This window comes from Planomonospora antibiotica, from assembly GCF_014647955.1.
In the GTDB taxonomy this organism is placed as follows: domain Bacteria; phylum Actinomycetota; class Actinomycetes; order Streptosporangiales; family Streptosporangiaceae; genus Planomonospora; species Planomonospora parontospora.
Window position 1 is genome coordinate 19568 of record NZ_BMQE01000014.1, and the last position, 16407, is coordinate 35974.

The 16407-nt window shown below is 73.9% G+C and carries 12 protein-coding genes and 1 pseudogene; 6 read left to right on the top strand and 7 right to left on the bottom strand.

Annotated elements, in window-relative coordinates; translation table 11 throughout:
- Positions 1-305 precede the first annotated feature (305 nt).
- The gene (locus tag IEZ06_RS15260; protein WP_203871965.1) at positions 306-1151 is read right to left on the bottom strand and encodes a Nif3-like dinuclear metal center hexameric protein; all 846 of its coding nucleotides are present in this window, start codon (positions 1149-1151) and stop codon (positions 306-308) included.
- A 255-nt stretch (positions 1152-1406) separates the two neighbouring features.
- On the opposite strand from IEZ06_RS15260, the gene IEZ06_RS15265 reads away from it, so the two are divergent.
- Positions 1407-2846, top strand: a complete 1440-nt coding sequence (locus IEZ06_RS15265; RefSeq protein ID WP_189237354.1) for a flavin-containing monooxygenase — start codon at positions 1407-1409, stop codon at positions 2844-2846.
- A 57-nt stretch (positions 2847-2903) separates the two neighbouring features.
- The gene (locus IEZ06_RS15270) at positions 2904-3962 is read left to right on the top strand and encodes a dipeptidase (protein WP_229798179.1); all 1059 of its coding nucleotides are present in this window, start codon (positions 2904-2906) and stop codon (positions 3960-3962) included.
- Between the two features lie 192 nt (positions 3963-4154).
- On the opposite strand, the gene IEZ06_RS15275 is transcribed toward IEZ06_RS15270, so the two are convergent.
- Positions 4155-4991 carry a Rossmann-fold NAD(P)-binding domain-containing protein gene (locus IEZ06_RS15275; RefSeq protein WP_189237355.1) on the bottom strand — a complete coding sequence of 279 codons (837 nt, stop codon included), beginning with the start codon at positions 4989-4991 and terminating at the stop codon, positions 4155-4157.
- A 165-nt stretch (positions 4992-5156) separates the two neighbouring features.
- Here IEZ06_RS15275 and IEZ06_RS15280 point away from each other — a divergent pair, with 165 nt between their 5' ends.
- Positions 5157-6362 carry an acyltransferase family protein gene (locus IEZ06_RS15280; protein ID WP_189237356.1) on the top strand — a complete coding sequence of 402 codons (1206 nt, stop codon included), beginning with the start codon at positions 5157-5159 and terminating at the stop codon, positions 6360-6362.
- Here IEZ06_RS15280 and IEZ06_RS15285 read toward each other — a convergent pair.
- The 3 genes from IEZ06_RS15285 to IEZ06_RS15295 are packed head-to-tail and all read right to left on the bottom strand — an operon-like array spanning position 6344 to position 10118.
- Positions 6344-7804 (bottom strand): AMP-binding protein, encoded by a 1461-nt coding sequence (locus IEZ06_RS15285; RefSeq protein ID WP_189237357.1) that lies wholly within the window; start codon positions 7802-7804, stop codon positions 6344-6346. The genes IEZ06_RS15280 and IEZ06_RS15285 overlap by 19 nt on opposite strands.
- A gap of 50 nt (positions 7805-7854) precedes the next feature.
- A complete protein-coding gene (locus tag IEZ06_RS15290) occupies positions 7855-8832 on the bottom strand; it encodes an acyl-CoA dehydrogenase family protein (protein WP_189237358.1) in 978 nt (325 codons plus the stop codon).
- A complete protein-coding gene (locus IEZ06_RS15295) occupies positions 8829-10118 on the bottom strand; it encodes an acyl-CoA dehydrogenase family protein (RefSeq protein ID WP_189237359.1) in 1290 nt (429 codons plus the stop codon). Before IEZ06_RS15295 ends, IEZ06_RS15290 begins: the two co-directional genes overlap by 4 nt.
- A gap of 170 nt (positions 10119-10288) precedes the next feature.
- Between IEZ06_RS15295 and IEZ06_RS36320 the strand changes: the two genes are divergently transcribed.
- Entirely contained in the window at positions 10289-11635 is a 1347-nt protein-coding gene (locus IEZ06_RS36320) for a sensor histidine kinase (RefSeq protein WP_229798181.1), read from the top strand.
- A gap of 88 nt (positions 11636-11723) precedes the next feature.
- Here IEZ06_RS36320 and IEZ06_RS36325 read toward each other — a convergent pair.
- Positions 11724-12581: pseudogene (locus tag IEZ06_RS36325) on the bottom strand (DMT family transporter); the annotation flags it as partial.
- Positions 12582-12806: 225 nt separating this feature from the next.
- On the opposite strand from IEZ06_RS36325, the gene IEZ06_RS15305 reads away from it, so the two are divergent.
- Together IEZ06_RS15305 and IEZ06_RS15310 are read left to right on the top strand one after the other, a co-directional pair.
- Complete coding sequence (locus IEZ06_RS15305) at positions 12807-13796, top strand: AurF N-oxygenase family protein (protein ID WP_189237361.1); 990 nt, start codon at positions 12807-12809, stop codon at positions 13794-13796.
- Positions 13797-13912: 116 nt separating this feature from the next.
- Positions 13913-14692 (top strand): SDR family NAD(P)-dependent oxidoreductase, encoded by a 780-nt coding sequence (locus IEZ06_RS15310; protein ID WP_229798183.1) that lies wholly within the window; start codon positions 13913-13915, stop codon positions 14690-14692.
- A gap of 155 nt (positions 14693-14847) precedes the next feature.
- Here the strand turns inward: IEZ06_RS15310 and IEZ06_RS15315 are convergent, their stop codons facing one another.
- On the bottom strand, positions 14848-16404 hold the full coding sequence (locus IEZ06_RS15315; protein WP_189237363.1) for a glycoside hydrolase family 43 protein: 1557 nt from the start codon (positions 16402-16404) through the stop codon (positions 14848-14850).
- Positions 16405-16407: the final 3 nt, after the last annotated feature.

The following is a 16407-nucleotide window of genomic DNA, read 5'->3' on the forward strand; positions in this document are numbered from 1 at the left end:
TCGGCGACCGCAGCCGCCTCGGGGTGACGCCCGCGCGCGCGGGTGCGCCACGCGCGGGTCTCCCCTCGCCCAGGTCCGATGCCCGGTACGCAATCGTCGCCGATCGTGTCTCCACGGGCCGTTTCGTCCCGACCCGGGGTGTCTGCTCCCGTGGATTCCAGAGCGGCGGGCTGAGGAAGCACCCGCCGGTGGGTCTGCCGTCGCACATCGGACGTAGCCATCACTTCGCACCTCCATCCGCTGATGACTGGGGCTGGTCAACGCGGGCTTGAGATACGGCGGTGCCGTACCTCACGCCCCGGCCTTCAGGCCGGGGTCATTGACTCTGCTGTTGTCGTCCATGCGTCCGTGACCGTCTCGGAGACACGTGCCTCAACATTAATCCCCCGCGCCGCCAACCCTGACGTCAGCCGCCGGGCGGCGTCGGCCAGCCAGGGCCATTCGGTGGCCCAGTGGGCGGCGTCGACGAGGGCGGGGCCGCCGCCGGAGGAGGACGCCTCGGCGAACTCGCTGGCCGGGTGGTGGCGGAGGTCGGCGGTGAGGAAGACGTCGACTCCGGCGGCGCGGGCCGTGCCCAGGAGGGAGTCGCCCGCTCCCCCGCTCACCGCGACCCGCAGGACCTCCCGGCCGAGGTCTCCGGCGACGCGCAGGCCGCCCGCCGTGCGGGGCAGTCCCCGGGCGGCCCGCCGTACGAAGTCGCGCAGGGGCGTCGGCTCGGGCAGCGAACCGACGCGGCCGAGTCCGCGGCGGGGGTCGTCGGCGGCGGGGCTCAGCGGGACCAGCGGCCCGGTCAGGCCCACGGCGCGGGCGAGCGCGTCGGAGACTCCGGGGTCGGCGACGTCGGCGTTGGTGTGGGCGGTGTAGAGGGCCACGTCGTTCTTGATCAGCCGGTGGACCAGCCGGCCCTTGAAGGTGGTGGCCGCGACGGTCGTGGTGCCGCGCAGGTAGAGCGGGTGGTGGGTCACGATCAGGTCGGCGCCCCACGCCAGGGCCTCGTCCGCGACGGCGGCGACCGGGTCCACCGCGAACAGGATCTTCCGGACGGGCTGGGCGGGGTCGCCGCAGACGAGCCCGACCGCGTCCCACGACTCCGCCCAGGCGGGGTCGTAGAGGGTCTCGAGCTCGGTGACGGCGTCGGCGAGGGTGGACACGTGCGGCAGACTACCGGCCCGCTCCGGGAGGGGCCGAACCCCGCCGCCCCCGCCGCCCCCCGCGCCCCCTTTCCGAGGCGCGCCCCCTTCCCGGCTTCCTCCGTCCGAGGCGCGCCCCCTCCCCGGCTCCCTGCGTCCGGGGCGCGGCCCCCTCCCGGGTCCCGGCCCCGCCGCCGCCGTCGTCATCTCCGCCCCTGTTTCCGGGCGCGCGGATCGCCTAGTGTAAGTGGATCCTGACTCGTGGAGGGCCGACGTATGAGTCCCACTGTCGCGATCATCGGTGCCGGGTTCGGCGGGCTGTGCATGGCCATCCGGCTGGAGCAGGCGGGCATCCGCTCCTACACGGTCTTCGAGAAGGGCGGCGACGTCGGGGGCACCTGGCGGGACAACACCTATCCGGGGGCGGGCTGCGACATCCCCTCGCACCTGTACTCCTTCTCCTTCGAGAAGTACTCCAGCTGGACCCGCCGCTACCCGGGGCAGCCGGAGATCCTCGCCTACCTGGAGGCCTGCGCCGACAAGTACGGCCTGCGCCCGCGCATCCGGCTGGGCACGGAGGTCACCTCGATCGCCTTCGACGAGTCCCTGGGCCGGTGGCGGGTGCGCACGGCGGACGGCGAGCGGCTCTTCGACGTGGTGGTCTCGGCCGTCGGCCAGCTCAACCGGCCCCGCCTGCCCGACATCCCCGGCAGGTCGTCCTTCGCCGGTCCTTCCTTCCACTCGGCCCGCTGGGACCACTCGGTGGACCTGACGGGCAGGCGGGTGGCCGTGATCGGGAGCGGGTCGTCGGCGGCCCAGCTCATCCCGCCGGTGGCCGAGGCCGCCGGACACCTCGACGTCTTCCAACGCACTCCCAACTGGGTGATCCCCAAGCCGGACGCCGTCTTCGGCCCGGCGGCGCGGGCGGCCTTCCGGTACGTCCCGTTCCTGCAGCGGGCCTATCGCGAGTGGGTCTACCGCTACGCCGAGGCCACCCTGCACAGCGCCCTGGCGGGCGGGTGGAGCACCGGGCTGCTCCGCAGGCGCGCCCTGGAGCACCTGCACGCCCGGATCCCCGACCCGGAGCTGCGGGCCAGGCTCACCCCGGCCTACCCGGTCGGCTGCCGGCGGGTCGTCATCGACAGCGCGTTCTACCCGGCGCTGGCCCGGCCCGACGTGGACGTCGTCACCGACCCGATCGTCCGCGTCACGCCCTCGGGGGTGGAGACCGTCGCCGGTCACCGCGAGGCCGACGTGATCGTCTACGCGACGGGGTTCCGGACCACCGACTTCCTCGCACCGATCGAGGTCGTCGGCAGGCAGGGCCGCCGCCTGCACGAGGAGTGGAAGGACGGCGCGGAGGCGTACCTGGGCATCGCGGTGCCGCACTTCCCGAACCTGTTCCTGCTGTACGGGCCCAACACCAACCTGGGCCACAACTCGATCGTCTTCATGCTCGAGTGCCAGGTCCGCTACATCATGGGCTGCCTGCCGTACCTGGCGGATGCGGGGCCGATGGAGGTGCGGCCCGAGGCGATGGACGCCTGGCGGCGGAGGCTGGAGCGGGCGATGGACGACATGGTCTGGCAGGCGGGGTGCACGAGCTGGTACAAGAACGCGGCGGGCCGGGTGACCAACAACTGGCCGGGGCCGACGACGCTCTACCGGCGCCTGACCCGCTCGCCCCGGCCGGGGGCGTTCCGCTTCGGCGGGTGAGCGCACCGGGGCGGTAGCGTCGGTGCGCAACCGTCTTCTCCGAGGAGGAACCCGCCCGTGCCCGCCGACCTCCCCAGCGCTCCGCACCACGGCCTGCACCACCGCGCCGTGGTCGCCGACACCCACAACGACCTGCTGATGGCCGTGACGGCCAGGCCGCCGGAGCGCTGGGCGTCGTTCTTCCGGGAGCGCTGGCTGCCCCAGCTCCGCGAGGGCGGGGTGGACCTGCAGGTGCTGCCGGTGTTCGTCGACGACCAGTACCGGCCCGAGGGCGCGCTCCGGCAGACCCTGCGCATGATCGAGTGCGCGCACGCGCTGGCCGAGGGGAACGCCGCCGAGGTACGGCTCTGCACGGACGGCGCCCAGATCGACGAGGCCCTCGCCGAGGGCAGGATCGCCCTGGTCCTGGCGCTGGAGAGCATGCCCGGCCTGGACGCGAGCGTCGAGCTGCTGCCCGCCCTGCACCGGTTGGGCGTGCGGGTCGCCTCGATCGCCCACTGGGGCCGTACTCCGCTGGCGGACGGCAGCGGCGAGGACGCGACCGGGAGCAGGCTGACGGCGGCGGGGGTGGCGGCGGTCCGGGAGATGGAGCGCCTCGGCATGGTCTTCGACGTCTCCCACCTGGGCGCGTCGGGCGTCGAGCACGTGCTCGAGCTGGCCTCCCGGCCGGTGATGGCGACCCACTCGGCGGCCCGCGCCCTGCGGGACCACCACCGCAACCTCGCCGACGAGCAGATCCGCGGCGTCGCCGCGACCGGCGGCGTGGTCTGCGTGAACTTCCTGGCGGCGTTCCTGTCGGAGGACCCCGCCGAGTACACCGTGGACCGCCTGGTGGACCACATCGCGCACGTGGCGGGCGTGGCCGGGATCGACCACGTGGGCCTCGGCCCGGACTTCATCCGCGAGGTCATGCACGACGTCACGCCGCCGTGCTGCGAGGCCGGCGTCAGCGGGCTCGACGTGCTGGCGGCCGTCCCCGGCCTGGCCGGGCCGTCCGGCCTGCCGCTGGTCACCGAGGCCCTGGACCGGCACGGCTTCGCCGAGGAGGAGATCGTCAAGATCCTCGGCGAGAACGTCCTGCGCCTGTTCCGCGCCGAGCTGGGCAGGCCCGCCTGAGCCCGGGGCCGTCCCGGGCGGCCGGGCACGGCCCGGGCAGCCGTCCGGTGACCGGGCACGGGCCCCGGACGGCCCCGCGCTCAGACCGCCCGGGCCCGTCCCGGTCCCGGTCTCTCCAGCCGTCCGGGTCCGGGCCCCGGGTCCCGGTGGCCGGCCGCTTCCGGGCCCCCGGCCCGCCGTCCCCGGCCGCCCTCAGCCCTTCCAGACGCCGGTGGCCGCGGCGGCCTCGGCGTAGTCGGTGAAGTCTCGGGGGTCGCGGCCCAGCGCGCGCCGGACCCCGTCCCCCAGGTGGGCGTTGCGGCCGTCGAGGACCTTGCCGAACATGGCGGCCAGCATCTCCGCCTCCCCGGCGGGCACGCCGTACTCCACCAGCATGGACGCGTACCCGTCGACGGAGACCGGGACGTAGCGGACTTCCCGGCCGGAGGCCTCGGCGATCTCCTCGGCCGCGTCGGCGAAGGTCAGCAGCCGGGGACCGGTCACCTCGTAGACCCGGCCCGCGTGGCCGGGTTCGGTGAGGGCCGCGACCGCCACGTCCGCGATGTCGCCGGCGTCGGCGAACGGCTCGGCGACGTCCCCCGCCGGGAGCGCGATCGCGCCGCCGAGCACCGGCTCCAGCAGGTGGCCCTCGTCGAAGTTCTGGCAGAACCAGCTCGCGCGCACGACCGTCCACTCGGCGCCCGAGTCCCGCACGGCCTCTTCCGCGCGTTCCGCCTCCTCCTCGCCCCTGCCGGACAGCAGGACCAGGCGGCGGGCTCCGGCGGCCACCGCCCGCCCGGCCAGCGCGCCGACCGCCTCGACGGCTCCGGGCGCCACCAGGTCGGGCTGGTAGGAGAGGTACACCGACCCGGCGTCCCGCAGCGCGGGCTCCCAGGTGCCCGGGTCGTTCCAGTCGAACGGCGGGTTCCCGGACCGGGAGCCGATCCGCACCGGCAGCCCGCGTGCCCGCAGCCCTGCCGCCACCCGCCTCCCGGTCTTACCGGTGCCGCCCGTGACCAACGTCGTCTTCTCTGCGTCGTTCTGCGTCATGGGGCAAGTCAACCCCGCGCGGCCGGAACCCTCCATGGCCGGAAAGCTCGCCTCCATGCGCGTGCGTCCACGGCGGCCCGCGTGTCGCGGAGCCCTTCGACGCCAGAACATAGACATTTATCGGCATATAAGCGTCTTCAACCACTTGGTCGCTAACATCGCCGGATGATCACTCCTCCGACGGCGGCCCGGCAGACCGGCAACCGCATGGCCTGGCTCGACGCCCTGCGCGGTATCGCCGCCGTGGCGGTGGTCTTCGAGCACGCCTTCAAGTTCCTGCTGCCCGAGGCACGGCTGCCGGTCAAGGCGGTCTTCGAACCGGGCTGGTACGGGGTGATGGTGTTCTTCCTGGTCAGCGGCTACATCGTGCCCGCGTCACTGGAGCGGCGAGGCAGCGTCCGGGACTTCTGGGTCTCCCGTGTCCTCCGGCTGTACCCGCTGTTCGGAGTGTGCCTGGCCGGCGTGGGACTGCTGCTGGCGGCCGGGTGGGACGGCCTGCACGTCTGGTGGGGGTCGCGGACGATCGCTCTGGCAGTGGGTCATCTGACGATGCTGCAGAACCTGCTGTACGTGCCGAACCTGGTCAACGTGCTGTGGACGCTCTCGTACGAGATGGCCTTCTACCTGCTGGTGACCGCGATGTTCACCCTCGGCCTGCACCGCGGGAGCACCGCGTGCGCGCTCGGCCTCACCTCGGCGGCCGTGCCGGGAGCGGCCCTGCTGCCGGTCGCGTTGCTCTCGGCCGGCGGATCGGGCCGGATGCTGATGGTCGTGCTGGCCGTGACCGCGCTGCTGGCGGCGGGGCTGGCGGCGGTGTTCACGCGCTCGGAGCGGGTACGGCGGGCGGGCGCGATCGTCATCGGGGTCACCGTGCTGGTGCTGCTGGCGGTCAACCAGAGTTTCCCCGGCCCCGGGCAGGGACTGCTGATCCTGGCCACCATGTTCTCCGGCACCGCCCTGTACCGGGCCGAGCAGGGCCAGATCCCCTGGCGGCAGGCCGGGTGGGTGGCGCTGGTGCCGCTGGCCGGGATCTGGCTGGCGCACGGCGAGCCCGGCCTCCAGATCGCGATCGCCGCCGCCTGGCTCACCTTCGCCGGCGGCATGGCGCTGCGGCACCGCACGGTGCCGCGGGTCCTGGCCTGGCCGGGGCTGGTCAGCTACTCGATCTACCTGCTCCATCCCCTGCTGCTGGAGGGCGTCGAGCGGTTCTGGCCCGAGCCGCTGGCCGTACCGCCGGGTCCGCGGCTGGCGGCGCTGGCAGGCGTGCTGGGGCTGCTGCTCGGCCTCAGCGCGTTGACCTGGCGGTACGTGGAGGCGCCTGCCCAGCGGCTGGGCAGGCGCCTCGTCGAGGGCTACCGGCGCCCCAGGTAGTCCTCGCGGACCCGGGAGCGGGAGAGCTTGCCCGTGGGGGTGCGGGGCAGCTCGTCGCGGAACTCGATCACCCGGGGGTGCTTGAAGCGGGCCAGGCGGGGCCCGAGGTGCGCCAGCAGCTCCTCCGCCGAGGGGCGGGGGCCGGGCAGGGGCTGGACGAGCGCGACCACGACGTGGCCCCACTCCTCGTCCGGCACCCCGATCACCGCGGCATCGGCGACCGCGGGATGCTCCAGGATCGCCGCCTCGACCTCGGCCGGGTAGATGTTCACCCCGCCGGAGACGATCAGGTCGGTCCGGCGGTCGCACAGGAACAGGAAGCCGTCGGCGTCCAGGTAGCCGATGTCGCCGGGGGCGTACCAGTCGCCCCGCATGGCGGCGGCGGTCTTGGCGGGGTCCTTGAGGTACTCGAACCGGCTGGTGGCCGACCTGACGTGGACCAGGCCGGGCTCGCCGGGCGGGAGCTCCTCGCCGTCCGGGCCGAGGATCCTCGCCTCGAACGCCGGGGCCGGGCGGCCGACCGTGCCGGGGCGCTCCAGCCAGTCGTGCGGCTTGACGGCGAAGGCGATGGCGGACTCGGTGGAGCCGTAGTACTCGTACAGGACCGGGCCCCACCAGTCCATCATCTGCCTCTTGTCGGCCACCGGGCAGGCGGCGCCGGTGTGGACCACCTGCCGGAGCGAGGACACGTCGTACTTCTCGCGGACCTCGGGCGGCAGGCGCAGCATCCGGTGGAACATCGTGGGCACCATCATCGCGTTGGTGACCCGGTGGCGCTCGATCAGCTCCAGGACGGTCACCGGCTCGAACCTCGGCGCGATCACCAGCGTGTGCCCCAGGTGCAGGGCGAACACGGTGTGCGCGCACGGGGCCGAGTGGTACATCGGCGAGGTGACCAGGTGGACCTCGTCGCCCGGCCGCAGGTCGCAGACCTCGCCGAGGAACCAGGTGTAGAGCGGGACGGCCTGCTCCGGCTCGGCGCCGGACAGCGGGCGCCGCACCCCCTTGGGGAACCCGGTGGTGCCCGAGGTGTACCACATGACCGCGCCCGCGGTCCGGTCCTGCGGCGCGTGCTCCGGCTGCCCCTCGGCCAGCGCGGCGGTCCCGCCCGACTCGGGGGTCACCGTGATCCGGGCCTCGCTGTCGGCCAGGATGTAGCCGATCTCGTCCTCGGTCAGGTGCCAGTTGACCGGCACGTGGTACAGCCCGATCTGGCCGGTGGCCAGGAGCATGATCACCGCGTCGATCCCGTTGGGCAGCACCCCGGCGACCACGTCGCCCCGGCCGAGTCCCCGCGCCCGCAGCCCGTGGGAGACCTGGTTGACGCGGGCGAGCAGCTCGCCGTAGGTGGTGACGGTCCCGTCGGTGTCGATGACGGCCCTGCGCCCGGGGTCGGCCTCGGCGATCCGGTAGAAGCCCGGCAGCCCGCTGATGTCGGCCATGGGTCCCCTCTCTGTGCGGCTCTACGGCTCCGGCAGGTCTCTCTACGGCTCTACAGCTCCAGCAGGTCGGCGAGGCGGGCGCGGTGGACCCGCGGCGGGCCGAGGAGCACCTCGTCCGCCTTGGCGCGCTTGTAGTACAGGTGGGCGTCGTGCTCCCAGGTGAAGCCGATGCCGCCGTGCAGCAGGAGGCTGCCGGAGGCCACCTCGAAGCAGGCGCGGCCCAGGTAGGCCTGGGCCAGCGCCGCGGCCCCGGGCAGTTCGGCGGGGGCCTCGTCGGCGGCCCAGGCGGCGTACCGGACGATCGACTCGGCCTGCTCCAGTGTGCAGTGCATGTCGGCGAGCCGGTGCTTGACGGCCTGGTAGGAGCCGATCACCCGGTTGAAGGCGACCCGGATCCTGCTGTAGGCGACGATGGCCTCCAGCGAGGCCCGCAGCACGCCGAGCTGCTCGGCCGCCACCGCCACGGCGAACAGGTCGCGGGCGCGGGAGACCCCTTCGGCGGAGACGGCCGCGACCTCGCCGCCCGGCTCCACCAGGGCCTGCCTGCGGGTGGGGTCGAGGGTGTGCAGCGGCCGCCGCGCGCCGCCGGTGCGGGCGAGCACCCGGTCGCCGTCGATCGTCAGGACCACGTCGGCCTCGGCCCCGTTGAGCGCCCGGTTCCCGTCGAGGACGACGGTCGCGGTGGTCGTCCCGGCGGCGACGCCGGTCAGGATCTCCTTCTCGCCCGTCTCGGTCAGCAGGATCGCGGCCAGCGTGGTGGCCAGGAACGGCCCCGGCAGCAGCGCCGCGCCGGTCTCCTCCAGCACGACCGCCAGCTCGGCGTGCCCGGCGCCGGTCCCGCCGCGCTCCTCGGGCACGATCAGGCCCGTCAGGCCGAGTTCGCCGGCCAGCCGCCGGTAGACCTCCGGGTCGTGGCCCGGCTCCGACTCCATCGCCCGCCGTACGGCCGGCATGGGCGAGGCGGCGGCGAGGAAGGAGCGGACGGCGTCGCGCAGTTCCCGCTGCTCCGGGGTGGGCACGAGTCTCATCGGGGGGCCTCTCCACTCGTCCTGAGCTCCCTGAACGGCACGTTCTTGTCCGTGCGCGGCTCGGGGGGCAGGTTCAGCACGCGCTCGCTCACGATGTTGCGCATGATCTCGTTGGTGCCGCCGCCGAGGGCCATCGCGGGCGCGAGCGAGACGGCGTGGGCCAGCCCACCGCCCCCGGCCGTCCCGCCGCTCCCTCCGGCCCCGGCCCCGTCTCCGGGTCCCTCCCCGTTCCCGGCCCCGCCCGGGGATGCGTCCCCGGGTCCGTCCTCGCTCCAGGCGACGGCCTCCGGCCCGGCCAGCGAGGTGGCCAGGTCGGCCTGGAACATGGTCAGCTCGGCCAGCAGCAGCTTGGCCGCGCTGCCCCGGGCGCCGGGGAAGATCCCGGCCTTCGTCTCCTGGGCGAGCCGCTGGTTGAACAGGGCCAGGGCGCGGGAGCGGATGTGCAGTTCGACGAGCCGGTCGCGGACCACGGGGTCGGCGGTGTCGGCGGTGCGGCGCAGCGCCTCGAAGGCGACCGGGTTGTCCTTCTGCCCGCCCATGCCGACGCCACTGGAGATCGACAGGCGTTCGTGGAGCAGGGTGGTGACGGCGCAGTTCCAGCCGTCGCCGACGCGGCCGACCACGTTCTCCGCGGGGATGTGCACGCCGTCGAAGAAGATCTCGTTGAAGTGGGCGCGGCCGGTCATGTCGCGCAGCGGCCGGACGGTGACGCCGGGGGCGTGCATGTCCACGATGAACATGGTCAGGCCCTTGTGCTTGGGCACGTCCGCGTCGGTGCGGGCGAGCAGCAGGCCCCGGTCGGCGTGCTGGGCGACGGAGGTCCAGACCTTCTGCCCGTCGACCACCCAGCCGCCGTCGGTGGCCACGGCCCTGGTCTGCAGGGCGGCGACGTCGCTGCCCGCGGCGGGCTCGGAGAACAGCTGGCACCAGATCTCCTCGCCGCGCAGCAGCGGCCGCAGGTGGCGGCGGCGCTGGGCGTCGGTGCCCAGGTCGACGAGGGTCGGCCCGCACATGCCCAGGCCGATGGAGAAGACGTAGGTCGGCAGGGTGAAGGCGGCGGCCTCGGCGGCGAAGGCGCGTTCCTCGGCCTGGGTGAGGCCCTGCCCGCCCCACTCGCCCGGCCAGGTGATGCCCGAGTAGCCCGCGTCGTACAGCTTCGCCATGAACTCCTTGGCGGCGGCGACCCCGCCGGGGTCGGAGGCGTCCCCCGCCCGGCCGTCCGGGCCGTCCTGGGCGTTGACCTCCAGCCAGATCCTGGCGCGCCGCCGGTACTCCTCGAGATCCATGTCCACTCCAATCAGTGCCCACTTACTCTAACGAGCGGCGGCGCGGCCGTACAGAGCATTGCTCTACACCGGACCCGGAGATGATCTTTGCCCCTTCTTGGCCATGTATCGCCAGGTAACGGCAATTACTCCGCCTGGTGCGGTCGTCTGGGTTCGGGGGGAAGGTCGGTGTGATCACACGTCACTCGTGGTCCGTCCGAACCCGGTTGACGCTGATCGCCGTCGCCACCGCCGCCCTGTCCGGCCTCGTCATCACCACGGTCGCCACGCTCGCCCTCTACGACCTGGCCCGCGACTACCAGACCAACCAGGTGGCCGGCGCCGCCCTGGAGGTCGTCCACCTCGCCCAGCGGGGGCGGCTGCCCGCCGTGCTGGAGCACGGCAACGGGGTCGGCAGCCAGGTGCTGGACTCCTCCGGGCGGGTCGTCGCGGCCACCCCCGACCTGGCCGGAGCGCCCCCGGTCGCGGACTTCCGGCCCGGCGGGGACGACGTCATGGCCGGCCGCGAGCTGTGCGACCCGCCCCGGATGCCCGGGGAGTGCGTGATCGCCGTGGTCTTCCGCATCCACCGGCCGGCCGGCGACTGGCTCGTCTACTCCGTCGGCGCGATGATCCCCTGGTACGTGCACTCGGGGCTGTTCGCCTTCCTCGTCACCGTCTCCCTGCTCATCGTGGTGCTGGCCGGGGCCGGCACCTACCGCACGGTGACCGGGGCGCTGAACCCGGTGAACGCGATCACCGGCGAGCTCGCGGAGATCACCGCGACCGACGTGGGCCGCCGGGTCCCGGTGCCGCGCGCCGAGGACGAGATCAGGCAGCTGGCCGAGACCATCAACCAGACCCTCGACCGGCTGGAGGAGGCGGTCGAGCAGCAGCGCCGGTTCGCCTCCGACGCCTCCCACGACCTGCGCAGCCCGCTCACCGCGATGCGCACCCAGGTGGAGGAGGCCCTGCAGTATCCCGAGGACGTCGACTGGACCACCAAGGCGCAGGCGATGCTCGCCAGCCTGGACCGGCTCCAGGCGATCGTCGCCGACCTGCTGACGCTGGCCAGGCTCGACTCCGGCGCGCCCGCCGCCGAGGAGGCCGTCGACCTGGGCGAACTGGCCCGCGGCGAGCTGGACCGCCGGCCGCGCCGGGTCGAGGTGGTCAGGAGGCTGGAGCCGGGCGTGACGGTGACCGGCGACCCGCTCCGGCTCTCCCGGCTGCTCACCAACCTGATGGACAACGCCGAGCGGCACGCCGTCTCCGCCGTCACGGTGACGGTGGCCGCGCGCGGGGACACCGCCGTCCTGGAGGTGCTCGACGACGGCGCCGGGATCGCCCCCGAGCAGCGGGAGGTGGTCTTCCGCCGGTTCACCCGCCTGGACGCCGCCCGCAGCAGGGACGCCGGGGGCACCGGCCTTGGACTGTCCATCGCCAGGGAGATCGCCGCGTCCCACGGCGGGACCCTGCGGATCGAGGACAGTCCGGGGGGTGCCCGGTTCGTCCTGCGGCTGCCGGTGGCGCGCCCGTGACCGGCCGGCCCGGAGGGTGCCCGGCCCGCCCGGCGCCCGCCGGCCCCGCGCCCGCGGCCGGCCGGCGGCCGGGCGCCACGACCAGGAGCATCGCCGCGGCGATCAGCCCGCCGCCGAGCAGGACGCTCCAGGTGAGCGCCTCGCCGTAGGCGACGGCGGCCAGCGCGGTCACCCAGAGCGGCTGCGACGACAGGATCACCGCGGCGGGCACCGGCGGGACGTGGGCCTGGCCGAAGGAGCGGGCCAGGAAGCCGAGCGCGCAGGCCACGATCGACAGGTGGCCCAGGATCGCCCAGTCCCCGGGGGTCCGGGGCGGGGTCAGTCCGTCCGGGACGGCGAGCACGCCCGTCATCGCGGCGATCACGCCGAGCTGGATCACGGTGACCGCGTAGGCGTCCTGCCGCGCCCGGCCGGAGGCGCCGAGGACCAGCGTGTGCGCGGAGTACAGGACCGCGGCCAGCAGGGTGACGCCCAGCGCGGGCAGGGAGACGTCCTGCCCGGCGGTCCCGCGCAGGAGGGTGAAGGCGACCAGCGCGACCGCCGCCAGGGCCACCGCTCCCCACGTCCGCCGCGACAGGCGGGCGCCCAGCACCACCAGGCCGAGGATCGGGGTGATCACCACGTAGGAGCCGACCGTGAACCCGGAGACAGGTGAGGGCAGGTCGTGCAGCGCCACCGCCTGGGCGGTCTGCCCCACCCCGAACAGCAGGCCGAGCAGGATGCCGGTGGGCCAGGCGCCCTCGGGCAGCCCGCGCAGGCAGCCGGGGCGGAGCGCGAGCAGCACCAGCGTGGCGAGGCCGTACCGCTCGGCCAGCAGGTCGGCCACCGGCATGCGGCCGATGAGGTCCTTCATCAGCGGGAAGGCCGATCCCCAGGCCGCGCTGACGAACAACAGGAGGGCGGCGCCCAGGAGGGGCCGGGGCACTGACGACACCGGTGCTGCCATAAGGGGAAGGGTGGCAGCACCGGGAGCCGCCGGAAGACGGCCTTCGGGCTCGGGGGGTGGGCTGAATACAACCCTGAGGGAAGGACGCACCTCCCGCGGGCGACAGACGCCACTCCGGGGTGACGAAAAGGACCCTCCGTTCTGAAAGACCTCAGTTTTCCGGGCTTTCCGCCTTATTGGATTCTCCGTACAATACGGAGCAGGAGATCCGAGAGGGAGGCCCGCATGACAGCGACTCCGCAAACCACGGCCGACCGGGAGCGCGACGGGGCGGTCACGGAGAGGCGCGCCTACGAGGCGGTCATCGAGCGCCTCTCCAAGGCCTCGGTCGACAAGCACTGGGAGCCCTACGTCGACATCCCCTGGGACGATCCCGACTTCCTGGTCCACCAGGACGACCCCCGCTGGGAGCTGCCCGGGGTCGACCGGCTGGGCGGCTCCGCGTGGTACCGCGCGCAGCCGCCGGAGGTCCGCGCGAAGATCGGGCTGTGGCGGGTGGCGACCGCCATGAAGATCGGCCTGCAGTTCGAGAACCTGCTCAAACGCGGCCTGCTCAACTACGCCTACCGGCTGCCGAACGGCTCCCCCGAGTTCCGCTACGTCTACCACGAGACGATCGAGGAGGGGCATCACGGGATGATGTTCCAGGAGTTCGTCAACCGGACGAGGCTCCCGATCCGCGGCATGCCCGGTCCGCTCAGCCTGCTCTCCCAGATCACGCCCTGGATCCCGCTGATCTCCACCGAGCTGTTCTTCGTCTTCGTGCTCGGCGGCGAGGACCCCATCGACCACGTGCAGCGCAAGGCGCTGCGGGAGGGGCAGATCAAGCACCCGCTGGAGGAGACCATCATGCGGATCCACATCGCGGAGGAGGCCCGGCACATCTCCTTCGCCCGGCACTACCTGCGCCGCCGGGTCCCCCGCCTGCCCCGCCTGCACCGCCTCCTGCTGGGCCTGGCCTCCCCCGTCGTGCTGGGCGTCATGGCCCGCATCATGCTCTCGCCGCCCGGATCGATGATCAGGGCGTTCCGCATCCCGGACGACGTCGTCCGGGAGGTCTACACCGACGACCCGCACATGGCGCAGCAGATCCGCGACTCGGTCTCCAGGACCCGTGAACTCTGCGCCGAGCTGGGCATGATGAACCGGGTCCAGCGGAGGGTCTGGAAGGCCATGGGGATCTACGACGAGCCCGCACGGAAGGCGGCCGCATGATCGATCGGGACGGGGAGCCGGACGGCGGTGTCCCGGTGGGAGGCGGTGTCCCGGTGGGAGGCGGTGTCCCGGTGGGAGGCTGTGTCCCTCCCCGCCGGGGCCGCAGGACCGCGATCGTGACCGGGGGCGCGTCCGGCATCGGCCGGGCCCTCTGCCGGGAGCTGGCCCGGCGCGGCCTGCACGTCGTGGCCGCCGACCTCGACGGGGAGGGGGCCGCGCGCACGGCCGGGGAGTTCGGCTGCGCGGGCGCCGAGGTCGACGTCACCGATCCGGAGGCCGTGCGCGCGCTCGTCCGGGGGGTGCGGGACGAGCACGGGCGGCTCGACTTCGTCTTCAACAACGCGGGCATCGCGGTCGGCGGCACCACCGACGAGCTCACCCTCGACCACTGGAACCGCACGATCGACGTGAACCTGCGCGGCGTGGTCCACGGCGTGCACGCCGCCTACCCGATCATGATCGAGCAGGGCTTCGGGCACATCGTGAACACCGCCTCGCTGGCCGGGCTGACCCCCGCCCCGCTGATGCTCCCCTACACCGCGACCAAGCACGCCGTGGTCGGGCTCTCCCTGGCGCTGCGGGCCGAGGCCAGGGCGCACGGCGTGCGGGTGAGCGTGGTCTGCCCGGGTTTCACCGACACCCCGCTGCTCGACCACGCCAACCCGGGCCTGCCGCAGACCGCCACGAGCGCGGGCGCCCGCCTGGCCGCGGTCCGGGCGCAGGGGCGGCTCTACTCCGTCGACGCCCTGGCCGGCGACATCATGCGGGGCGTCGCCCGGAACAAGGCCCTCGTCGTGGCCCCGGCCTCGGGCCGGCTGCTCTGGCGCGCGGTACGGCTCTCGCCCGCGGCCGCGGTCCGGGTGATCTCCCTGGCCGCCCGGCGGCTGCGCGGCTGACCGGCCGCGGGCCGCACGGCCGGACCGCCGCACGCGGAGACGGTGCGGCGAGCAGGCGGTGTGCGAGCAGGCGGTGTGCGAGCAGACGGTGCCTGCGGAGGCGGTGTGCGGCCGGACCGGGGGAAACGGGCGGGAGCCCCCGGACCGGCCGCGGCTCAGTGGGCGAGTCCGACGTACTCGAACCAGTCGAAGTCGGCCGTGTTCCCGCCGTTCCCGCCGTTCCCGCCGTTCCCGCCGTTCCCGCCGTTCCCGCCGTTCCCGCCCGCGGCGTACATGCCGACGTAGGCGCCGGTGAAGCCGCCCGCCACGGTCGAGCTCAGCAGGCGCCCGTCCACCGGGTCCCCCACCGGCAGCCACTCGCCCGGGGTCGCGGCGCAGCGCATGCGGTACTCCTGGCCCCGCGCCTCGATCCCCAGCACGATCCGGCCGCCGGGCACCGGGACGCGGGCCGTGACCTCCTCCTTCCCGCCCTCCCGGCGGACCACCTCCAGCCCCCGTTCCGTGAGCACGTAGCGGATGTGGAAGTCGTCGTTCTGCACCAGCACCAGCCCGGCGCACTCGCCCGGGCCGGGGGTGAAGTCGAGCGAGGCGTGCACCGCGAAGTCCCGGTGCTGCTGCCGCCGCGCCACCAGGCTCGGGTTCGCCCGCTCGCAGAGCGTCTGCGGGCGGACCCGCAGCCGCAGGTGCCCGGGGCGCTCGGTCAGGCTCCAGTACGGCTCGCGCGGCGTGCGCAGGTGGTTCCAGCACGGCGCCAGCCGCGGCGCGTCGAAGTGGTCGCAGGCCGGCTCGGCGGGCCAGCGATGCTCGGGCAGGTCCGGGGCCGGGCCGTACGGCTCGACCCGTGACACGAGCGGCCAGCCGTCCTCCCAGCGGACCGGCGTCAGGAAGGTCTCCCGGCCGAGGTTGTAGTGGTAGCCGCCGTAGGGGCGCATGGCGAGCAGGACCATCCACCACTGCCCGTCCGGCGTGCGGACCAGGTCGGCGTGGCCGGTGCCGGTGATCGGGTGGTCGCGGCCCAGGTCCCGGTGGGTGAGGACGGGGTTGCGCGGGTTGCCCCGGTAGGGCCCGGTCACGTGCTCCGACCGCGCGACCGTGACCGCGTGGTCGATGTCCGTGCCGCCCTCGGCGATCATCAGGTAGTAGCGGCCGTCCACCTTGTACAGGTGGGAGGCCTCCGGCCAGACCGCGTCCCGCAGCGCACCGGTCCAGAGCACGTGCTCCGGCCCGGTCAGGCTCATGGACGCCAGGTCCAGCCCGCGCAGGAAGACCTCGCCGAGGCCGTCGTCGCCGACCGGCCGGTTGGCGGTGACCCACGCGCTCCCGTCGTCGTCGAAGAAGAGCGACGGGTCGAAGGCCGTCGGCAGGTCCAGGAGGTACGGCTCGCTCCACGGCCCCGCCGGGTCGGTCGCGGTGACCACGAGGTTCTCCAGCCCGTCCACCAGCGTGGTGATCACGTAGAACACGCCGTCGTGGTGGCGGATGGTGGGGGCGTAGATCCCGCCGCTCGGCCGGATCCCGTCCAGCGGCAGCTGGGACGGGCGGTCCAGCACGTGCCCGAGCTGCCGCCAGTTCACCAGGTCGCGGCTGTGGAAGACCGGCACCCCGGGATACCACTCGAAGCTGGAGGTGACCAGGTAGTAGTCCTCCCCCACCCGGCAGATCGACGGGTCGGGGTGGAATCCCGGGATGACGGGGTTGCCGAACGTCCTCACGTG

Bases quoted from the DNA above. Each gene is read 5' to 3' on its own strand.
- IEZ06_RS15280 (WP_189237356.1), top strand. From the start codon at position 5,157: ATGATCACTCCTCCGACGGCGGCCCGGCAGACCGGCAACCGCATGGCC.
- IEZ06_RS15290 (WP_189237358.1), bottom strand. From the start codon at position 8,832: ATGAGACTCGTGCCCACCCCGGAGCAGCGGGAACTGCGCGACGCCGTC.
- IEZ06_RS15305 (WP_189237361.1), top strand. From the start codon at position 12,807: ATGACAGCGACTCCGCAAACCACGGCCGACCGGGAGCGCGACGGGGCG.
- IEZ06_RS15295 (WP_189237359.1), bottom strand. From the start codon at position 10,118: ATGGATCTCGAGGAGTACCGGCGGCGCGCCAGGATCTGGCTGGAGGTC.
- IEZ06_RS15285 (WP_189237357.1), bottom strand. From the start codon at position 7,804: ATGGCCGACATCAGCGGGCTGCCGGGCTTCTACCGGATCGCCGAGGCC.
- IEZ06_RS15275 (WP_189237355.1), bottom strand. From the start codon at position 4,991: ATGACGCAGAACGACGCAGAGAAGACGACGTTGGTCACGGGCGGCACC.
- IEZ06_RS15265 (WP_189237354.1), top strand. From the start codon at position 1,407: ATGAGTCCCACTGTCGCGATCATCGGTGCCGGGTTCGGCGGGCTGTGC.